Source organism: Marinobacter sp. CP1 (genome assembly GCF_001266795.1).
GTDB classification, from domain to species: Bacteria; Pseudomonadota; Gammaproteobacteria; order Pseudomonadales; family Oleiphilaceae; genus Marinobacter; species Marinobacter flavimaris.
The window spans coordinates 1,548,845-1,568,453 of the sequence record NZ_CP011929.1; the positions used below are offsets into that span (position 1 = coordinate 1,548,845).

A 19,609-nucleotide genomic window follows, 5' to 3' on the forward strand; every position below is an offset into this window, starting at 1 on the left:
GGATTCCTTTCAGTGTCAGTTCACACTGACCGTACTGTTACCAGCGGTCGCGTATGACGCGTTCTTTTCCTGTTCGTAACGCCGGGCGGCAGCGGCCACCGAGCCCCTGGCTCCGGTATCAAGCCAGCGCTTTATCCGTCCGGCATCGCCCATCGGCGAGCGGGTACCGAGGGAATCCAGCAGCACGGTCACCACCTCTTTGCCGTTCATCTTCGAAATCATCACCAGGCAGCGCCCGGCCTCGGAGAGATAGCCGGTCTTGCTGAGGGCCACCCCCCAGCTATCCCGATGCACCAGGGCATTGGTATTCCCGAACGACAGGCTGTAACGGGGCTGCCGGAATTGCCCACGGAAATAACCGGTGGTGGAGTACTCCCGGATTTCCGGGTAATCAGCCGCAGCGTTTACCAGCTTTACAAGATCCGCGGCGGTTGAAAGGTTCTCCGACGACAGCCCGGTCGGATCAACAAACCGGGTACCGGTCATTCCCAGGGCCGCGGCCTTGGCGTTCATCGCCTCGATAAAGGCATCGAACCCGCCCGGGTGGCTACGGGCAAGGGTGTAGGCGGCAAAATTTTCGGAGGACATCAGTGCAATGCGCAAGACATCTTTACGCCGCATCTCCGAGTCGATGCGAATCCGACTGTAGGCGTTGGCGGCGGCGGGCGTATGCCGCTCATGAAAAGTCAGCCACTCATCCAGCGGCTCGCCGGATTCCAGCACGACCAGCGCGGTCATGACCTTGGTGACAGAGGCAATGGGTACGGACCGGTCGGCATTCTTGCCGAAAATCAGCTCGTTATCACCAGCCACGGCAACCGCGGCATTCACCGATGCCAGGTTTGGACCATCCTGTTTCGACGATGCTGACGAACTGGCCGATGCCTCCTGTTGGTGAGCCTGGGACATCCCGGGCTGCAGCGCCAGCAAAAACACCCACCAGATGGCCATACTGCGGATACCCATGCTTCAAAGCCCCTTCACTTGTTAACTGTACGGGCAATCACTGCCCCGCCAGCGGCGGATTATAGCAGTGATTGCCCGGAGTCATCGGATCATGGCAGATCGGTAATGGCCCCGTTGGATGCAGAGCCCACGGTGCGAGCGTATTTTGCCAGAACGCCGCGAGTGAACCGTGGCTTGGGCGCCTGCCAGGCCTGCCGACGACGTTCCAGTTCCTGATCCGAGACATCCAGCTCAATCCGATTACTGACGGCATCAATGGTAATGGTGTCGCCATCCTCGACCAGCGCAATCGGGCCGCCCTCGGCCGCTTCCGGTGTGATATGACCAACCACGAAACCGTGGCTGCCCCCTGAGAACCGGCCATCGGTAATCAACGCGACATCGCTGCCCAGGCCCTTGCCCATGATCGCGGAGGTGGGGCTCAGCATCTCCCGCATGCCCGGTCCGCCTTTGGGGCCTTCGTAGCGGATGACCAGCACATCGCCGGCCACCACTGTGCCGTCGAGAATCCGCTCCTGGGCTTCTTCTTCCGAATGGAATACCCGGGCACGGCCGGTAAAATGCGTGCCTTCCTTGCCGGTGATCTTCGCCACCGCTCCGGTTGGCGCCAGGTTCCCGAAAAGGATCCGCAGATGGCTGTCCGCCTTGATCGGGTTGTCGAAGGCGTGAATGATGTCCTGCCCTTCCGGGTAGGGGGCAACATCAGCCAGGTTCTCCGCCAGCGTCTGACCGGTTACGGTAAGACAGTCACCGTGCAGCAGCCCGCGGTCCAGCAACATTTTCATCAGCGGCTGGATACCGCCGATGGCCACCAGCTCCGACATCATGTAGTGGCCGCTCGGGCGCAGATCCGCCAGCACCGGCACCCGCTTGCCAATCTCGACAAAGTCTTCCAGCTCCAGATCGACACCGACGGTGCTGGCCATGGCCAGCAGGTGCAGTACCGCATTGGTGGAACCGCCCAGGGCGATGACGACCGTAATGGCGTTTTCGAAGGCTTTCCGGGTCATGATGTCGCTGGGCTTGATGTCTTTCTCCAGCAGGTTCAGCACCGCAGCCCCGGCACCTCGACAATCCTCCGCCTTGGTCTCCGACACAGCGTTCTGGGCGGAGCTGCCCGGCAGGCTCATGCCCATGGCCTCGATGGCCGACGCCATCGTATTGGCGGTATACATGCCACCACAGGACCCTGGCCCCGGAATCGCGGTTTCCTCTATCTGCTTCACCTCAATCAGATCCAGATCACCCCGGGCGTGGGCACCCACGGCTTCAAACACGGAAATAATATCGGTGTGGTTCTCGCCAGGCATGATGGTGCCGCCATACACGAACACAGATGGCCGGTTCAGACGCGCCAGGCCCATCATGCAACCGGGCATGTTCTTGTCGCAGCCACCGATCGCCACCAGGCCATCGAACCCTTCACAACCGGCCACGGTCTCGATGGAATCGGCGATCACCTCCCGGGACACCAGAGAATACTTCATGCCCTCGGTACCATTAGCAATGCCGTCCGATATGGTAATGGTATTGAAAATCAGCGACTTGCCGCCTGCCTCATCGGCTCCGGCAGCCGACTCCTCGGCCAGTTGGTTGATGTGCATGTTGCACGGCGTGAGGTTACTCCATGTGGACGCAATGCCGATCTGGGGCTTTTTGAAATCCTCATCGGTAAACCCGACGGCCCGAAGCATGGCACGGCTGGCGGATTTGCCAATGCCATCAACAACGGGGGCCGAATATTTCCGGCGCTTGTCCTGATTCTTGTCTTGCGTCATGGGAGTCTCCTTATCAGGTGGCTTATTCGAACAGACTCTCAGAAACCATGGCTTTCGGCAACGGGCAGGCGAGCAAGCCTGCCCGCGGGCGGGTGGAACGCTTGGCTTGGAGCAGTCTGCAGAAAGATGCAGTTTCGACTGACCTGCATCAATGGCAGTTCACAGCGGTGGTTTTAAAATTCGCGGACACACTGACGCCATGGAGGCATCTCATGCCATTTCCCATTCAAACAGCAGCGGTGAATCACGCCGCTTCAGACTGCCCGGATTTCCGGCGCTGGTGCGATGGTTATGGCGTCATCCAGCACAGTGAAGCCACGCAACATCAGGTCAGCCTACTGGCAGAGCACCTGGTTGCTGCCGGCCACCAGCCCGATGCTGCCACGGTCTATCGTAAACTCGCCGACCTGGACAGACTCACCAGTGCCGGTCTCTGGCTGGTAGTCCACATGACCTACGCCCGCCGGGTTGATGTCTCCGGCCAGCCGCTGGCGCCTCAGGACTTCAAGACCAATCCGGAAGGCCACACCGGCGGGGCACTGAACATGGTGCCGGCCTATGCCGGCTATCTGGCTCTGAACAATCTGACCGGACGCACACGGAGCTGGCTGATGGGCCAGGGGCACTGCGTGGCAGCCGTGGACGCCCTGAATGTCCTCACCGGAAACCTTCATCCGGAACAGGCGGAACGTTATCGAGGGCCGGACGGGCTCTCAACTCTGGTTTCCGATTTCTACAGCTACCGCCAGAAGCCGGACGGTACCATGGCCGCGCCCCTTGGCAGCCACGTCAATCCGCACACCGCCGGTGGTATTCTCGAAGGGGGCTACCTCGGGTTTGCCGAGCTGCAATACGCCCATATGCCCCTGCCGGGTGAGTCTCTGGTGGCCTTTCTGTCTGATGGGGCCGCCGAGGAGCAGCGCGGCAGCGACTGGATCCCCCGCTGGTGGCGCGCCGAGGACTGCGGCGCAGTGATGCCGGTTATGATTGCCAATGGACGGCGCATTGAACAGCGAACCGAGCTGGGCACCCGCGAGGGTCTCGAACGTTTTGAAGCGCATCTCGAACACAGGGGCTTTGTGCCCTTCCGTTTTGATGGCCGCGATCCTGCCGGCTTTGTCTGTGCTCTCTATGAAATGGAGCAGGCACTCGCCACCAATGGCGAGGCGGCGCTACGGGGAGAGAGCGGCTATCCCGTTCGGGTACCCTATGGCATTGCGGAGACCACCAAGGGGTATGGTTTTTATGGCGCCAGCAGCAATGCAGCCCACAACCTGCCACTGCCCGGAAACCCGCGAATGGATGCCCGGGCCAGGGAGCTGTTTAACGAGCATGCCGCCAGATTGTGGGTGGCTCCGGATCAGCTTCAAATCGCTATCACTCATCTTAACCAGCACGCCGGGCAATCTCGCCCACTTGAGCGTGATCATGCTCTCGCGACCCGCAATCCACCGGACCCGATAATCCCCCGGCTTCCGGCCTGTCGGGAATGCACCTCGCCGATGAAGGCTGTGGATGATTTTTTCCGGGCGCTGGTAGCCCAGAACCCGGACCTCAGGGCCAGAGTGGGCAATCCGGACGAGCTGGCAAGCAATCGTCTTGGCGGAGTGCTGGATGATCTGAAGCATCGGGTGAACGATCCCGAGAACGATCAGGAGTCGGTGCACGGCAAGATCATCACGGCACTGAACGAAGAATCTGTGGTATCGGCTTGTCTGGCCAATAAGGCGGGGCTGAATCTGGTCGCCAGCTATGAGGCCTTCTGCGTGAAAATGCTTGGCGCCATCCGCCAGGAGCTGATTTTTGCCCGGCACCAGAAAGAAATCGGGCGTTCTGCCCGCTGGCTCGGCTTGCCGGTTATTGCCACCTCACACACCTGGGAAAATGGCAAGAACGAGCAGTCCCATCAGGACACCACCTTCTGCGAAAGTATGCTCGCGGAGATGAACGACGTCTCCCGGGTGCTGTTTCCGGCAGACTACAACAGCACCCTGGCAACATTGCCATCGGTATTCCGTGAAAGGGGCACGATCAGTTGCATGGTGATCCCGAAACGGGAACGCCCCTGCGTCTTCGACACCCGGGAAGCGGAACTGCTGGCGAGGCACGGGGCCCTGGTGGTGGATGAAGATACCTCGTCCGGTGAACCATTGCTGCTCATCGCCAATGGCGCCTACCAGTTATCCGAGTCAATCAGAGCCTGCGAACGCCTGAGGGAGACCGGCACCCCCTTTCGCCTGGTCTATATCCAGGAACCCGGCAGATTCCGCCAACCGAGGGACACCATGGAAGCCCAGGTATGCCTGTCCGAATTCGAGCGGGAGCGCCTGTTCCCCCACCGCATTCGCCGACGGGTTGCTCTCACGCACATGCGCCCGGAGGTCTTCCGGGGCCATCTCCATCCGCTGTTCCCGGAACCGTCGCAGGCCCGGGTTCTTGGCTACATCAACCGCGGCGGGACATTGAATGAGGCCGGCATGCTGTTTGCCAACGGCTGTTCCTGGGGCCATGCTCTGGCTGCCTGTGCCAGCGTGATGGACAAGCCCCCGGGCGAATGGCTGTCCAGTGCGGAGCTGGCAGCGGTAGAAGGCCGGGGGGACCCGGCGGTGATTACCCGGGGCCTTCCATGAGGGTGCGTTGACCGACCAGTACCCGCCGGGAAGCGGTGCGGCTCGCGTCGATCTGATATTCCTTTGGCTTGATGGTGTCCACGAAATACCAGTCGGCCCGGGCTTCTTCGGGCGTAAAGGTCACCAGCATGTAGCCACGCTGATTCACGTTCAGGTAATCCAGGTCATCCACCAGCAGACCAATGGCCTGTTCCGCGCCCTGAATCATGTCATCCGGAATGCCCAGATACTCCTCCAGGCCGGGTGATGTAACCGACGCTGTAGCGAACTCCACGCCAATCTGGTCGCCCTGGATGTCTTTCAGGTTGTTGGCCCAGGCGTTATGGGTATCCCCCGCCAGTACAACCAGGTTCTTGTTCAGCGCCTTGGCCGTTCCCAGAACCACTTCCCGTTCATATTGGTAGCCATCCCAGGCGTCCAGATTGTAGGGGGCAACTGTATTGATGCGAGCCAATTCCTCTGGAGTCAGGGACGGATCCCCCTGGAGCTCCCGGCCTTTGAGCTGGGCCAGTTCCGCCAGTTTTTCCGGCAGACCGTCAAACTGCTCAGTAGCAATGGCCACCAGCAGCTCCGCGGGCAGATTCATTCGGCCCATGAGCACCTGTTGCCCCAACACCTGCCATGTGGCGGTGGAGTAGTTCAGGGAAGACTGCAGCCAGAGCAGTTGCTCCGCACCCAGCAGGGTACGGTTCTCACTGCCAACATCCGCAGTAAAGCGGGCGGCATCAAGGCCTTCTCCCGTGAAGTAGTCCATGTAGTCCAGTTGCTGGTCGCGACCGATAATGCGGGTGTCGAGCATGTGCAGATCCACCAGGTCGCCGAACCGGAAGGTCCGGAAAATGGCCTCGTCGCTGCCCTCGAACACAGGACGGATCGGCATCCATTCAAAATAGGCCTTGAGGGCATTGAGCTTACGCTGGGTGAAATCGCCCTCGCCCTCGTTGTGGTTTTCAGCTCCCTCTTCCCAGGCGTCGTTCGCCACTTCGTGGTCGTCCCACACCACAATGAACGGCACTCTCGCATGCAGGGACTGAAGATCCGGGTCTGCCCGATACGCAGCGTAACGTTTGCGATAGTCCACCAGTTCAATCAGCTCAAGATTGTTGTCCTCAGAAAAGGTCCTCCCCAGGGCCTGGGCATCCTGTGCCGCATAACTGCTGCTGTCGGAGCTGTATTCGTAGATGTAGTCGCCCAGATGGACCACGGCATCCAGGTCATTCTGTTTACTGATTTCCCCGTAGACGTTGAAATAACCGGCCGGATAATTCGCGCAGGAGACCACGGCCAGGCGCACTGAGTCGATACTGCCTTCCGGTAAGGTCCGGGTTACGCCCACCGGTGACTGCCGATCGGTCGTCTGAAAGCGGTAATAGTAGCTCTGCCCCGGTGCCAGGCCGCGGACGTCCACCTTGACGGTGAAGTCATGGGCCTCAGTGGCCTCTGCCGTGCCGGAGTGCACAAGGTTCTCGAAACCCTCATCCGTCGATACCTCCCAGGCGACACCGACAGGTGCCGAACCGGTCGCCGGTGCAGCCCTGGTCCAGAGCATGACACCATCGGCAAGCGGGTCGCCGCTGGCCACTCCATGGGTAAAGCTGATTGTTCGCTTGTCGGAGCTGTCCAGTACACAGCCTGCGAGGCCGGTCGAAATCACCACGGCGCCCATACCCATGGCTGATGCCTTCAGAAAATCCCGTCGTGTCAGTCGTTTCATTGTTATATCTTCCCCTGCATTCGTCCCTTGTAGTCTCGACGTTCTGCACCTTTCGCCGTTTCTACTCCAAATGAAGAAGCTAATCGGGCTTGGTTAAGAACGCATTGCCAATTTGCGACAGGGGGATGGCAAATCACGACAAGTCTTTTGCAAGAACCAGAAACCATAAAAAAAGGGAGCCAGTGGCTCCCCTTTTGCGGTCCGTTTAAACCCGGTCTATCCGCTGATAAATACCGGACCAACTCCGAAGTTCCAGAGAATGACGGAACCCACGCGAGTGGATACCAGGATCACCAGGGCGACGGTCAGCAACGCTCCGGCGTACATTACCGCCCGCTCCTTTTCGATGCCCATGACAATCGGCAGCCCGTCATACATGAGATAGGCGCCATAGCAGGCGGCGGCCAGGAAGACGATGGCGTTGAACCAGGGCACTGGATACAGCAGGGCAAATCCTGCGAGGAACAGAGGAGTGCAGGAGTAGGCTGCCAGGGCAATACCGTTCGAGGGTACGTGTTCTTCCTTGGCGCCGTAGGTTCTTGCCATCCAGTTGATGGCGTAACCCAGCGCAAAAACGCCGACCAGCATTGCCAGATAGGTCAACACGCTGAGCTGCATTGCACTGATCTCGGTTAACTTGATCAGCCGCTCATTGCCGACCGTCCAGCCGAAATAGGCAGTCGATATGTAGGCACAAATGGGAGCTATCGCCGCCAGAATCAGAACATAGGCAACATAGACCCGGCGCGGAGTTTCATGTTCTTTTCGTATGGAAGCCCACTCTTCATCAGGATGGGTAAAGAGACCGAACGCATGTGACAGGAGCATGGATGACCCCCTCTCTCTTCTATTGTTGGTATTTATACGTACGGAACGCGGTAACCGGCAGATCAGACGCTGTTCCTTAATCTTAACTATAGTCAAGAACAGCGATTGCGAAAGCAAAATGACGCAGGATGATCGGGCAAGTTTTTTTTCAGCCTTGGCTGGAGGCGGCGGCCGGCGATTGCCGGCCGCGCGGAGTCAGGAATTGCGCGGATCGGTCTCGGCAACCCAGGGGTAATCCCGGTGGCTGTCGCGGAAGGATAACAGGCTCTCCACACCGGAAAAGTCCACAAGGTCCCTGAAATCCAGCCAGTCTACCAGGCAATAAAGACAGATGGCCGGGTAATTCCATTCCTCGAACTGGCCCTCTTCCGCCATTGCCGACAGCGTGCGCAAGGTTGTCATGATGCGTTCACATTGAAGGTTGTAGAACATCAGGTCGGCGCCGGTATCGATTCCGGACTTCTCCGAGAGCAGCAACGTGACCGCGGAGTCATTGGCGCCATCGATCATGGTCAGCTGGTTTTCCTGATCCCAGGTCAGCGGATCGCGGCCCTGTTTGGCACTGACGTAACGGGCGATAATCCGGGAATCATAGATTTCCTTGCCACCGTCTTCGAGTACCGGAATTTTCAGGGTCGGATTGTTTCGCCGCAGCTCGTCCCGGCCTTCACCATAGATATTGAGATTGAGGAATTCATAGGGCTCTTCGTCCAGCAGGATACGAATACGCCGAACGTAAGGTGAAGTAGTGGATCCGATCAGTTTCATGGTTTCTCCGGGGATTTCACACTCAGGATCCCAACAGGGATTCAGGGTTGGTGTATGGGTGCCCGGTCGCTTCTGCCACTTCCCTGTAGGTCACCTTGCCCGCGGCCACGTTCAGCCCGGCCCTGAGGTGTTGATCTTCCTTCATCGCCCGATCCGGACCCTTGTTGGCCAGGGCCGCCACAAAAGGCAAAGTGACGTTATTCAACGCCAGAGTCGACGTGCGCGCAACGGCACCCGGCATATTCGCCACGCAGTAATGTACCACACCATCAACAATATACGTGGGATCGTCGTGCGTCGTGGCCCGGGAGGTTTCGGCACAACCACCCTGATCAATGGCAACGTCCACGATAACGCTTCCCTCCGGCATCCGGCGGATCATATCGCGGGTGATCAGCTTTGGCGCAGAGGCCCCTGGAATGAGCACACTGCCGATGACAAGATCGGATTCCGTCACCGCCTGATCCAGAGTCTGGGCCGTTGAAAACAGGGTTGTGATGCGGTTGCCGTAGAGATGGTCCAGGTTTCTGAGTACGTCCATGTTGCGGTCCAGAACCGTGACCTGGGCACCCAACCCGACCGCCATCGCAATCGCATTCTGGCCGACAACTCCGCCACCAACGACCGCTACCCGCGCCGGACTGACACCGGGTACGCCGCCCAAAAGCACGCCGCGACCGCCCATGGCTTTCTCCAGGCAATGGGCACCGGCCTGGATCGACATGCGCCCGGCGACTTCCGACATAGGCGCCAGCAGGGGCAAATGCCCTCCATGGTCGGTCACTGTCTCATAGGCAATGCAAGTAGCGCCGGACTTCACCAGGTCGTCCGTCTGCGCTTTGTCCGGGGCCAGATGCAGATAGGTGAAAAGCGTGTGTTCCGGCTTCAGCATGGCCCGCTCTTCGGCCTGGGGCTCCTTGACCTTGACGATCAACTCTGCGGTATCGAAAACCTCCCCGGCCGTCTCAAGAATTCGCGCTCCGGCCTGCCGATAATCCTCGTCAGAAAAACCGATGGCGAGGCCAGCTCCGGTTTCCACAAACACCTCATGATTGTGGCCGCACAGCTCATGAACGGCAGCGGGTGTCATGCCTACACGGTATTCGCGGTTCTTGATTTCCCTGGGTACACCGATCCTCATACACAACCTCCAGATCATTCGGGATTTGCGGGTGTCTGACTGTAGTGTAGTCAAAAGGTCCTATACTGGATTGGCAACTGATTGCATCGGTTTACCGGTTCCGGGCGTAGATTTCCGGATAAAAAGACAATCCGACCCAAAAGGAGCAGGACAGATCATGAAAACTCTGAAAACAGCGGCGACCGCCGCAGCCCTGTCACTAACTCTGGCAAGCACGCAGGTACTGGCAGAAATGCAAACCAAGACCGTTGAATACAAGGTCGGTGAAACCACCTTCACCGGTTACATGGCCTGGGATAATGAGTTCGAAGAGAAGCGCCCGGGTGTTCTGGTGGTGCATGAGTGGTGGGGCCACAATGAATTCGCCCGGGATCAGGCAGAGCGGCTCGCCGCCGCCGGCTATACCGCGTTTGCCCTGGATATGTATGGCTCTGGCAAGCAGGCGGACCACCCTGATACCGCCCAGAAGTTCATGCAGGAAGCGACCAAGGACATGGATCAGGTGAAGGCGCGCTTCATGAAGGCGATGGAGATCCTGCAAAACCATGAAAGCGTTGATGCGTCCCGCATCGCTGCACAAGGCTACTGTTTCGGCGGCGCGGTGGTCCTGAATATGGCACGTATGGGCGTGGATCTGGACGGCGTCGTCAGCTACCACGGTGCGCTTGGCAGCCCCATAACCGCCGAAGCCGGAACAGTGAAGGCCAGGGTTCAGGTTTACACCGGTGGTGCCGACAAGATGGTTCCCTCGGACCAGGTCGCCGGCCTGGTGAAGGAGATGCAGGATGCAGAAGTCGATCTCACCCTGGTGAGCTTTCCCGGCGTGCTGCACTCATTCACCAATCCTGGCGCTGACAAGGTCGCCGAGGAGTTCGGCATGCCGATAGGTTATGACGAAGAGGCCGCCACCCGTTCCTGGGAGGGAACCATGCGTTTCTACGAGGCTATTTTCGCCCGGTAACACCGTGCGCTGAACACCGGAACCCGGCCGGACGGCCGGGTTCTTCTGCTTCAGAGGGACGACGCAATACTGTTGCGAACGTCTGTCATCAGATCATCCAGCGGCAAAGCCCCGGACGCCATCGGGGGATGAATGACGATTTCAATGTCACCGCTGCTGAAGGCAGCACTTCCCTTGGGCAATCGCTGGTGGGACCCACAGATGGTGACAGGAAGAATCGGAAGCTCGCCATCCTGTGCAATGACGAAACCACCCTTCTTGAAGGGTAGTAATTTGCCATCCCACGAACGGGTTCCTTCCGGGAAAATCAGAATGCCGGTGCCGTCCGGGAGCTGGCCGACACCCCGCTTGATGCTCTCCAGTGCATCACTGCCTTTCGAGCGATCGATAAACAAATTCCGCGAGGCTTCCAGTGCCAATCCGAACAGGGGCACCTTGCGCAACTCTTTCTTGATCACCCATCGATATTGCAGACCAAGGGCGAGCACCAGCGCCGGGGGATCAAGATAGGAGGCATGGTTGCTCAGAATGACATATCGCTGACCGGGCTCGATGTTTTCCCTGCCACGAACCTTGAGGCGGATACCGCAGACTTTCAGGATAATCCATGCATAAATCTGGGTGCCGTGGAACGCTGCATCCCCTCGCTTGCCCAAAAGGGCTGCAATAACAATCGGGAAGAACAGAATCAGGGTGAGCAGTATGGCCCAGAACAGGATCCAGGCGGCCTTGAGCGGTCGGAGCATGTAATGATTCCTGGAGATCTCGACTTCCGGTTAAACGAGCAGCAGGTCGGTAAAGATTACACAATGATGGGAAAATAACAAAAGCGTGCCACCTTGCCAGGCGTTTTTCAGCCATTAAAAAAGGCAGCCGAAGCTGCCTTTTTGGCGGTTATTGCCGAATCCATCAGGGATTACAGGGCAACAACGTTCTCCGCCTGAGGACCTTTCTGGCCCTGGGTAACGGTGAACTCAACCTGCTGGCCTTCTGCCAGAGTTTTGAAACCGCTGCCCTGAATAGCGCTGTAGTGAACAAAAACGTCCGGGCCGCCTTCACGAGTGATAAAGCCAAAGCCTTTTGCTTCGTTGAAGAACTTAACAGTACCGGTAGTAGTAGACATACTTAAACTTCCTGAAATCAATCATATTATCTGCCGCCTCGCACCTTCATGGTGTCAGGTCAGCGTTTTGCGGAAATACAGAACTCGCGGAATCAAAAACAGGACGGTCACTACTAACTGCGGAGGTACGTCTTATTCATGAAATGCTTTACTGAATCTTTCCTACGCCCTTCACTCTACTCCTGAATCCGAAGCTTGCCAAGGGTATTTTCGAGAATTTGTGTAGGTAGTGGTACCCATCATCCCTTCACCAGGCCAAAGGTGTAAATTCCCAGTGCAGTCATGAGGATGGAGCCGACAACGTGGGCCAGAATACCGGTGATGGCCATGGCCCATTTGCCGTCCTGGATTGCAGCAAACATCTCGAGTGAAAACGTCGAAAAGGTGGTCAGCGCACCGCACAATCCGGTTATGGCAAAGAGCCGCCACTCCGGTGCCAGCGTGGTGCCATGGCTGAAGTAACCGATCAGCAGCCCGATCAGCCAACCACCACTTAGGTTGGCAACCAGCGTTCCGTAAGGAACGGCATGGTAGGTCGTGTTCAACCACAACCCCAGAGCCCAACGAAGGTTGGCGCCGATAACGGCGCCAACACTCACAGCAACGAACGACAACCACATGTCAGGGCTGTCTCCTGTCAGGCAGGGTTGTGATCAATCACTGTCTCCTTGTTGCGCGCAAACTCATCAAACGGGAAGTCATCGACCGTCAGCATCTCAAGTACAACGGTCTCATACTGGCGCATGAAATCGGCCTCTTCCTTGGTATAGATACCAGCCTTCAGGGCCGCCTCAAACCGCTCTTCCGGATGCAAGGCGGTCATCGGCAATTCACCTTTGGCGTAGGCCTTGGTCGCTTTCCGGTATAGCTGTTCTGCCTTGTCATAGTCCTTGAGCAGACCGTTGTAGCGAGCCACCGGATTCTCCACGGTGCCCTCGCCATTGGTATGCCAGATGCTGGCAATCAGCTTATTGCGGATAGGCGTGTCTGTGGATATTGCACGAGCCAGTTTGCGCGCAAGGTCGTCCTGCGGACTGCCCCAGCGACGGCCAAGCGGCATCGTGACGCCCCGCAGAACCAGCGCCACGGCGCGATTCGGCAGGTTCTGGAGGAACTCATCCAGGGCGTTTTCAGTGCGATGCAGCAGCATGCCCAGGCTGTACTCCATTACTTCCTTCTCACCCTCTACCGGCTGGGTCTCGTGCCAGTTCTTGAGGACCATGGAAGCCAGGTACAGGTTGGACAGCATATCCCCCAGCCGTGCAGAGATAAGCTCCCGCATTTTCAGTTCGCTGCCAAGCGTGGTCATCGCGGCATCCGAGCACAGACCAAAGGCTGCGCTGAAGCGGGCCACGGCCTGCGCGTACTTGCGACTGGCACTGTCAAACGGCACATCTGCCCGTCCAAGACCAAGAGCCTGGGTGAAGGCGCGGGCGGCATTGCCGAAAATCAGCCCGGCGTGGCCGAAGAACGCATCGTCAAACGCGTTGATATCATCGTTGTCCTTGGCCGCCAGCTCCTTGAGCACATACGGATGGCAGCGAATGGCGCCCTGGCCGAAGATCATCAGGCTGCGGGTCATGATGTTGGCACCCTCAACAGTGATCGAGACAGCGGCACCGCTGTAGCCTATGCCCAGGTAGTTACGCGGGCCAAGCGTGACGGTCTTGCCACCGTGAACGTCCATGGCATCGGTCAATACACCGCGCTGGAACTCGGTAAGGTGGTATTTAAGGATGGCAGACGGCACTGCCGGCTTCTCACCTTTATCAATCATATTGGCAGTGTGGTTTACAGCTGCCTGAGAGATATAGGTCTTGGCGGCGATTCGGGCCAGAGGCTCCTGCACACCCTCCATATCAGCAACCGGCGTATTGAACTGACGGCGGATACGGGTGAAACCACCAGCGGTGCCAACGGCCGACGCAGCCGCACCGGCCGCACCGGACGGCAGGGTGATGCAGCGACCCACCGACAGGCACTCAACCAGCATACGCCAGCCCTGACCGGCCATATCCACGCCACCGATGATGTAGTCCAGCGGAATGAAGACATCTTTACCCTTGATCGGGCCATTCAGGAACGGGCTGCCAATCGGGCAATGACGACGGCCGATCTCCATGCCTTTGGTGTCCCTGGGGATCAGTGCGCAGGTAATACCATAGTCTTCGGTTTCGCCCAGGAGCCCGTCCGGATCGAACATGCGGAAGGCAAGGCCAACAACCGTGGCGATGGGCGCCAGGGTGATCCAGCGCTTCTCGAAATTCAGCCGGATACCGACAACTTCCTTGCCATCGACTTTCTGTTTGCAAACGATACCGGTGTCCGGAAGCGACGTCGCATCTGAACCAGCCCTTGGGCCCGTCAGACCAAAGCAAGGAATTTCACGACCGTCTGCAAGCCTTGGCAGGTAATGGTTTTTCTGCTCCTCGGTGCCGTACTTGACGAGCAGCTCGCCAGGACCAAGGGAATTGGGTACGCCCACAGACACCATGAGCGTCTCGTTGGATGCCAGTTTTTGCAGAACTGCAGACTGCGCCTTGGCAGAGAATTCGAGGCCACCGTATTCCTTGGGAATGATCATCCCGAAGAAACCTTCCTTCTTGAGGAAGTCCCACAGCTCTTTGGGCAGATCAGCCCGCTCGACCGCCACGTCCCAGGTGTTACACATGGAAATTGCCTGGACACACTGATTGTCGACGAAGGCCTGTTCTTCCTCGCTCAGGCCGGTATTGCGGTTGATCAGCAGGTTGTGCCAGTCAGGCCGACCAGTGAACAGTTCACCGTCCCAGCCGACCGTACCGGCTTCGAGAGCCACTTTCTCAGTCTCGGAAACCTTCGGTGCGACCTTCTTGAACATCGCGAAAATGCGGGGTGTCAGCCAGCTTTGGCGAAACCCGGGGAGGCCGGCAGCAGCTGTTAGGGCGGCACCAATAAACAAAACCAGGGCCAGCAAACCAGAGGCAAAAATCAGCGACAGCAGGCCGGTAACGGCCATTACGCCAATCGCGGACGTTGCACCAGACTCGCGCCGCATCACAATCAGCAGGCCAGCCAGTGCCACTACAAACAGTATGAAAGTCATCATAGGTTCTCTCTATCATCCATGGTTCGGGAATGTCGAAGACTATAAACCGTTACGTTTACGGTACCGCATCAGATGAGGGCTGACCAGCAAATGCCGCACAGTCAGCCAGTTACGGAGATCACACCTGGCATTATGCGGTCACGATCACACGAATGCCTTCCAATGCCAGACTGGCGTGCCCTATCGCCTCTTTTGCCGCTTCAAACTGATCGCGGAAAAAGTCGATTTCCTCCTCACGAATCGCCGGATTCACCTTTTGCAATGCTTCCAGCCGACGGATTTCCGGTCCGAAACTGGCCTCCAACTGCTCAAGCGCCTGAGACTTCAGGGGCTCCAGATGAGGCTCCGACAACCGCTCCACGTGGTCCACCATGGTTTCCACCTGGGGCCGGATCTGCGGAACGATGGCCTGGGCCGTGCGCCGCCGGATATTCGAGCACATCTCGTTGAGCCGGTCGTGAGGCAACGCGCCCGAAAGCTCCTTGCCATTTACATCCACCAGCAGCCGAAGTGGCGAGACCGGCAGGTAGCGGGTCAGTTGGAGCGCTTCCGGTGCCGGGCAGTGCACAGTAAACAGGGCCTCCATCAACAGCGTTCCGGGCGGCAGCGCCTTTACGGAAAGACTGGCGAGGGCGGCCTTGCCAAGGCCGGAACTGGTCACCGAGTCCATCACCCCCGTGACCATCGGGTGCTCCCAGCTCATGAAAGCCAGGTCTTCCCGCTCCAAGGCACTCTGTCGGTCCCAGGTCACGGTAATCCCGTCTTCCGGTAATTCGGCGACATGGCCGGCCTGATATTGCTCGCCGGGTCGCAGAATGTCGGAGTGATCGGCATGGTCTTCGACATCCACGCCGAGGATGTCAAAAGCCTCCATCATGTAATCCCGAACCCGGGCCTCGGATTCTTCGTCTTCGATGGCGGCGATCAGATCCTCTGCCACCTCAGGGCGACAGGAATTCAGCTCGATCAAGGCATCACGGCCAGCCTGCAAGAGCGTTTTCAGGCGCGTTGCTTCGTCCGCGGAGGCCTCGACCAGCCCATCAGCCACATCAAGGTCGCCATCAATAGCCTGCTGCCACTGGGCCTGCAACGCTTCCTGAACGGCAACGCCCACCGCGCAGCTCTCGGCAAAGGCGTTCAGGCCCTCGTGGAACCAGCGGAACTGCACCTCCTGACTGGTGCCACTGAGGTAGGGCACGTGAATATCAATCGCTTCTGTCTGACCGATCCGGTCCAGCCGCCCGATGCGCTGCTCGAGCAAGTCCGGGTTTGCAGGCAGATCGAAGAGCACGAGATGATGGGCAAACTGGAAATTGCGGCCTTCGCTGCCGATTTCAGAGCAGATCAGCGCCTGGGCACCCTGCTCCGTGTCGGCGAAATAGGCGGCGGCACGATCACGCTCGATCAGGCTCAGGTGTTCATGGAAGGCAGCACTGCGGATACCCGCTCGCAGCTGGAGATAATGCTCCAGGACCATGGCAGTCTGGGCACTGGCACAGATCACCACCACTTTGGCGGGGCGCAGGCCGATCAGCTTTTTCTCAAGCCATTCAACCCGGGGATCGTCCGCCAGCCACTGCTCCTCGGGCACCAGTTGCTCCGGGGTCAACCCCTGAATACCTGAGGCCTGCCCTTCGTACATGGCCGGACAAGGCAACGGTTCAGGATCGGGTCGACGCTCGGGAAATCCCTGGATGGCCGCCCGGGTGTTCCGGAACAGCACGCGACCGGTACCATGCCGGTCCAGCAGGGCATCGATCACCGATTGCCTCGGATTGTCACCGGCAAACAGCTGGTCCAGCTCTTCACCCAACCATTCCCGCAGCAGCTTCTGATCGCCCTCGCTGATATCGGAGCTTTCGTCCTGAAGCCGCCGGACAACACTGTTGATGGCTTCATACTGCTGCTCTTCTCTGCGGAAGGTTTCCAGATCATGGAAACGGGCCGGGTCGAGAAGCCGCAGGCGGGCAAAGTGACTGGCGATACCCACCTGCTCGGGCGTTGCTGTCAGCAAGAGCAGGCCGCGGCTGACCGCCGACAGTTCCTCAACAATCCGGTATTCCGGGCTAACCTCTTCAGGGCTCCACGCAAGATGATGGGCCTCATCAACAATCATCAGGTCCCAGTGAGCCTTGAGGGCATCGTCCTGCGCCTTCTGGCTTTTCTTCAGGAAGTCGAGACTGCAGAGCACCAGCTGTTCGCTCTCGAACGGATTCACCGCATCTTCATCGCCAAAAATATGGTTAACCAGCGCATCCACGTCGCTTTCCTGCTCTTTCAGAGCGTCGTAGCGACCCTGATCCACTATGGAAAATCGCAGATTAAAGCGGCGGAGCATTTCCACCAGCCATTGATGGGTGAGGGAATCCGGTACCACGATCAAGGCACGCTTTGCCCGGCCAGTGTGCAGCTGATAGTGGAGGATCAGCCCCGCCTCGATGGTTTTGCCAAGACCGACCTCATCTGCCAGAAGAACCCGTGGCGCATGGCGCCGGGCAACTTCATGGGCAATGTATATCTGGTGTGGCAGATGCTGCGTGCGGGCGCCGATCAACCCCTGGGCTGACGATGCCCGCAGGCGGTTCATGTGCTGAAGCGTGGCAAACCTCAGGCGAAAGGCGCCGTTGCGATCGAACTGGCCCGCAAACAGCCGCTGGTGCGGCGCAGAAAAATTCACGGATCCGGCGAGTTTCACCTCGGAAATTTCGTGCAGGTCGGTGCCGTCGTCCCCGTGATACAGGAGCACCCCGCCCCGGTCCTCAACTGCACGGACGGTGTACCGTTCGCCATCGAAGGTCTCAATCTCTTCCCCCAACTGATAGATGATGCGGGACAGCGGGGCGTTATCAATCGCGTAGCTGCGCTCCTCATCGGCGGCGGGAAACCCGAGGGTCACCCGGCGCCCGGAGATATCCGTGACGATCCCGAGCCCCAGGCCGGTATCACTGTGGCTGACCCAACGCTGACCAATAACAAATTCCGATGTATCCAAGAAACCTCCAGACCAATTAAGTTCTTGTGGCGCCGTTCTCACGCACCCAGTAAGCCGTCGCCCCACATACGGCCGCCGGCACGACAAACAGATTCAGCACCGGCACCATGGCGGCCAGCGCCACCGGCAGGCCAAAGCCGAAGGCAGACAGGCGGGTGTCGCCGAGCAACCGTCGCAGTGCGGGGAAACTGACCTTGTGGTTGTCTGCCGGGTAGTCCACGTATTGCAGCGCCATCATCCAACTGTTGAACAGGAACCAGAGAACAGCAGCCACCAGATTAACAACCGGTATAAGACCGATGATCAGTAAACCGATAGCCCGCGGCAGGTAATACAGGATCTTCTGAACCTCGCGCCAGAGTGCCCGGGGAATATCCTTGATGATCGATGCCCAACTGTCATCGGTATTCACCTCCTGGCCGGTCAGGTGCTTTTCTGTCAGTTCGGCAAGATAGCCATAGAAAGGGGAACCAATCAGATTGGCAACGATCACAAAGCCGTAGGCGAGCATCAGTACGATGACCGCCCCGTACAGAATCCAGAACAGCCAATCCAGTGCCTGAAGCCACGCCCAGTCCGGCAACCACGACATCGCGGTGGCAATCAGGCCTGCAAACAGCTCTCCCATGAAGAAGAACAGCAATCCGAAGAGCAGAATATTGATAACCAGTGGAATGATGACGAACAGCCGAAGACCGGGCTGACGAATCAGGCGGAAACCCTCACCCAGGTAGCCCAGTCCACGAAAAAAATTACCCTTGAGCATAGCTGGCAGGACCTCCGCTTCAATGACAATGACGGGGCGCAAAGCATATCATGTTGGCAACATTCCCACAGCCCGAGAACGCTCAGTGACTTCCCCGATGGATACATTGAAACAACAACTGACCAGCCTGCTGCAATTCCGCCCCCTCTGGCAGGCAGCCTTTGTGGTTTCCGTTCTGGCCATCGGGTTTCTGGCGACAACCGACAGCCCTCATGCCATACCTTCATCGTCGAACGTCAAGGTGAACCATCTGATCGCCTTCCTCGAGCTCACCATCCTCACCCGGCTGGCCTGGCCGGAGCTCCGGCCCATCTGGTTTGCGCCGGCCCTGCTGGGCTTTGGCCTTGGCATTGAGCTTATCCAGGCAACCCTGCCCTATCGGGAATTTTCCCTGGCCGATCTGGCTGCGGACGGCGCCGGCATTGCCATCGGACTTCTTCCCTGGCCCGGCATCCGAAACACCGGAAAACCGGATTTGCGAAATTCGCCAGAATCGCTGTGAGATATCTCTTACAAAGGCGTGAGATCTTACAGTGACGTTGTGTACGCGGCAGTGCCAGAAACTCTTCAGGGAAAAGCTAACTCACTGATAAATTTGTTTTATTGTAGACACCCACGCTGACATCTCCTGCGATGCGTGCACAGTTCACACGTTTGTCAGAATCCAGTTGGTATATTGTTGTTGTCAAGGATGACAGGGAAATGGACGACGCACTGGATGCACCCCGGCAAGGACCGCGGGGAGAGGTAGGGACACAAGGACGCCTCGCTTAAGGGATAACTATTCGGATAGCCGGCTCGGATGCCGGCACCACGGAGTGGCTCAAGGATCTCGCAACACGGCTGTTGCCAAA

At 58.4% G+C, this 19,609-nt stretch carries 15 protein-coding genes; 3 read left to right on the forward strand and 12 right to left on the reverse strand.

The genetic code is table 11. The features are described from left to right. Positions 1-15: 15 nt before the first annotated feature. Both pbpG and ilvD read right to left on the reverse strand, forming a co-directional pair. On the reverse strand, positions 16-966 hold the full coding sequence (gene pbpG / locus ACP86_RS07350; protein WP_227507835.1) for a D-alanyl-D-alanine endopeptidase: 951 nt from the start codon (positions 964-966) through the stop codon (positions 16-18). An 89-nt stretch (positions 967-1,055) separates the two neighbouring features. After that, on the reverse strand, positions 1,056-2,744 hold the full coding sequence (gene ilvD / locus ACP86_RS07355) for a dihydroxy-acid dehydratase (protein ID WP_053113195.1): 1,689 nt from the start codon (positions 2,742-2,744) through the stop codon (positions 1,056-1,058). 212 nt (positions 2,745-2,956) lie between these two features. Between ilvD and ACP86_RS07360 the strand changes: the two genes are divergently transcribed. Further along, positions 2,957-5,374 (forward strand): xylulose 5-phosphate 3-epimerase, encoded by a 2,418-nt coding sequence (locus ACP86_RS07360; protein ID WP_053115487.1) that lies wholly within the window; start codon positions 2,957-2,959, stop codon positions 5,372-5,374. Here the strand turns inward: ACP86_RS07360 and ACP86_RS07365 are convergent. The 4 genes from ACP86_RS07365 to ald all read right to left on the reverse strand — a co-directional run bounded on the left by ACP86_RS07365 (position 5,355) and on the right by ald (position 9,825). Beyond that, a complete protein-coding gene (locus ACP86_RS07365; protein WP_053113196.1) occupies positions 5,355-7,088 on the reverse strand; it encodes an alkaline phosphatase D family protein in 1,734 nt (577 codons plus the stop codon). The two genes, ACP86_RS07360 and ACP86_RS07365, sit on opposite strands and share 20 nt — an antisense overlap. A 216-nt stretch (positions 7,089-7,304) precedes the next feature. Continuing rightward, positions 7,305-7,916 carry a Yip1 family protein gene (locus ACP86_RS07370; RefSeq protein WP_008173563.1) on the reverse strand — a complete coding sequence of 204 codons (612 nt, stop codon included), beginning with the start codon at positions 7,914-7,916 and terminating at the stop codon, positions 7,305-7,307. A gap of 195 nt (positions 7,917-8,111) precedes the next feature. Then, a complete protein-coding gene (locus ACP86_RS07375) occupies positions 8,112-8,684 on the reverse strand; it encodes a glutathione S-transferase family protein (RefSeq protein ID WP_053113197.1) in 573 nt (190 codons plus the stop codon). A gap of 22 nt (positions 8,685-8,706) precedes the next feature. After that, positions 8,707-9,825 carry an alanine dehydrogenase gene (gene ald / locus ACP86_RS07380; protein ID WP_053113198.1) on the reverse strand — a complete coding sequence of 373 codons (1,119 nt, stop codon included), beginning with the start codon at positions 9,823-9,825 and terminating at the stop codon, positions 8,707-8,709. 157 nt (positions 9,826-9,982) lie between these two features. Between ald and ACP86_RS07385 the strand changes: the two genes are divergently transcribed. Next, positions 9,983-10,786, forward strand: coding sequence for a dienelactone hydrolase family protein (locus ACP86_RS07385; protein ID WP_053113199.1), 804 nt, complete (start codon positions 9,983-9,985; stop codon positions 10,784-10,786). A gap of 50 nt (positions 10,787-10,836) precedes the next feature. Here ACP86_RS07385 and ACP86_RS07390 read toward each other — a convergent pair whose 3' ends face one another. The 6 genes from ACP86_RS07390 to cysZ all read right to left on the reverse strand — a co-directional run bounded on the left by ACP86_RS07390 (position 10,837) and on the right by cysZ (position 18,755). Then, complete coding sequence (locus ACP86_RS07390) at positions 10,837-11,532, reverse strand: lysophospholipid acyltransferase family protein (protein ID WP_053113200.1); 696 nt, start codon at positions 11,530-11,532, stop codon at positions 10,837-10,839. Between the two features lie 170 nt (positions 11,533-11,702). Continuing rightward, positions 11,703-11,909, reverse strand: coding sequence for a cold-shock protein (locus ACP86_RS07395; protein WP_008172950.1), 207 nt, complete (start codon positions 11,907-11,909; stop codon positions 11,703-11,705). A gap of 239 nt (positions 11,910-12,148) precedes the next feature. Beyond that, positions 12,149-12,529 (reverse strand): fluoride efflux transporter CrcB, encoded by a 381-nt coding sequence (gene crcB / locus ACP86_RS07400; protein ID WP_008172952.1) that lies wholly within the window; start codon positions 12,527-12,529, stop codon positions 12,149-12,151. 17 nt (positions 12,530-12,546) lie between these two features. Further along, on the reverse strand, positions 12,547-14,997 hold the full coding sequence (locus ACP86_RS07405) for an acyl-CoA dehydrogenase (RefSeq protein ID WP_053113201.1): 2,451 nt from the start codon (positions 14,995-14,997) through the stop codon (positions 12,547-12,549). 130 nt (positions 14,998-15,127) lie between these two features. Then, on the reverse strand, positions 15,128-17,989 hold the full coding sequence (rapA, locus tag ACP86_RS07410; RefSeq protein WP_053113202.1) for an RNA polymerase-associated protein RapA: 2,862 nt from the start codon (positions 17,987-17,989) through the stop codon (positions 15,128-15,130). 16 nt (positions 17,990-18,005) lie between these two features. After that, positions 18,006-18,755: a sulfate transporter CysZ gene (gene cysZ, locus ACP86_RS07415; protein ID WP_008172957.1), complete on the reverse strand. Its 750-nt coding sequence runs from the start codon at positions 18,753-18,755 to the stop codon at positions 18,006-18,008. A 97-nt stretch (positions 18,756-18,852) separates the two neighbouring features. Here cysZ and ACP86_RS07420 point away from each other — a divergent pair, with 97 nt between their 5' ends. Further along, complete coding sequence (locus tag ACP86_RS07420; protein WP_053115488.1) at positions 18,853-19,257, forward strand: VanZ family protein; 405 nt, start codon at positions 18,853-18,855, stop codon at positions 19,255-19,257. Positions 19,258-19,609: the final 352 nt, after the last annotated feature.

Excerpts from the sequence above, each read along its gene's own strand:
- ACP86_RS07420 (WP_053115488.1), top strand. The coding sequence starts at position 18,853 with ATGGATACATTGAAACAACAACTGACCAGCCTGCTGCAATTCCGCCCC.
- cysZ (WP_008172957.1), bottom strand. The coding sequence starts at position 18,755 with ATGCTCAAGGGTAATTTTTTTCGTGGACTGGGCTACCTGGGTGAGGGT.
- pbpG (WP_227507835.1), bottom strand. The coding sequence starts at position 966 with ATGGGTATCCGCAGTATGGCCATCTGGTGGGTGTTTTTGCTGGCGCTG.
- ACP86_RS07375 (WP_053113197.1), bottom strand. The coding sequence starts at position 8,684 with ATGAAACTGATCGGATCCACTACTTCACCTTACGTTCGGCGTATTCGT.
- ilvD (WP_053113195.1), bottom strand. The coding sequence starts at position 2,744 with ATGACGCAAGACAAGAATCAGGACAAGCGCCGGAAATATTCGGCCCCC.
- ald (WP_053113198.1), bottom strand. The coding sequence starts at position 9,825 with ATGAGGATCGGTGTACCCAGGGAAATCAAGAACCGCGAATACCGTGTA.
- ACP86_RS07390 (WP_053113200.1), bottom strand. The coding sequence starts at position 11,532 with ATGCTCCGACCGCTCAAGGCCGCCTGGATCCTGTTCTGGGCCATACTG.
- crcB (WP_008172952.1), bottom strand. The coding sequence starts at position 12,529 with ATGTGGTTGTCGTTCGTTGCTGTGAGTGTTGGCGCCGTTATCGGCGCC.
- ACP86_RS07360 (WP_053115487.1), top strand. The coding sequence starts at position 2,957 with ATGCCATTTCCCATTCAAACAGCAGCGGTGAATCACGCCGCTTCAGAC.
- ACP86_RS07405 (WP_053113201.1), bottom strand. The coding sequence starts at position 14,997 with ATGATGACTTTCATACTGTTTGTAGTGGCACTGGCTGGCCTGCTGATT.
- ACP86_RS07365 (WP_053113196.1), bottom strand. The coding sequence starts at position 7,088 with ATGAAACGACTGACACGACGGGATTTTCTGAAGGCATCAGCCATGGGT.
- ACP86_RS07385 (WP_053113199.1), top strand. The coding sequence starts at position 9,983 with ATGAAAACTCTGAAAACAGCGGCGACCGCCGCAGCCCTGTCACTAACT.
- ACP86_RS07370 (WP_008173563.1), bottom strand. The coding sequence starts at position 7,916 with ATGCTCCTGTCACATGCGTTCGGTCTCTTTACCCATCCTGATGAAGAG.
- ACP86_RS07395 (WP_008172950.1), bottom strand. The coding sequence starts at position 11,909 with ATGTCTACTACTACCGGTACTGTTAAGTTCTTCAACGAAGCAAAAGGC.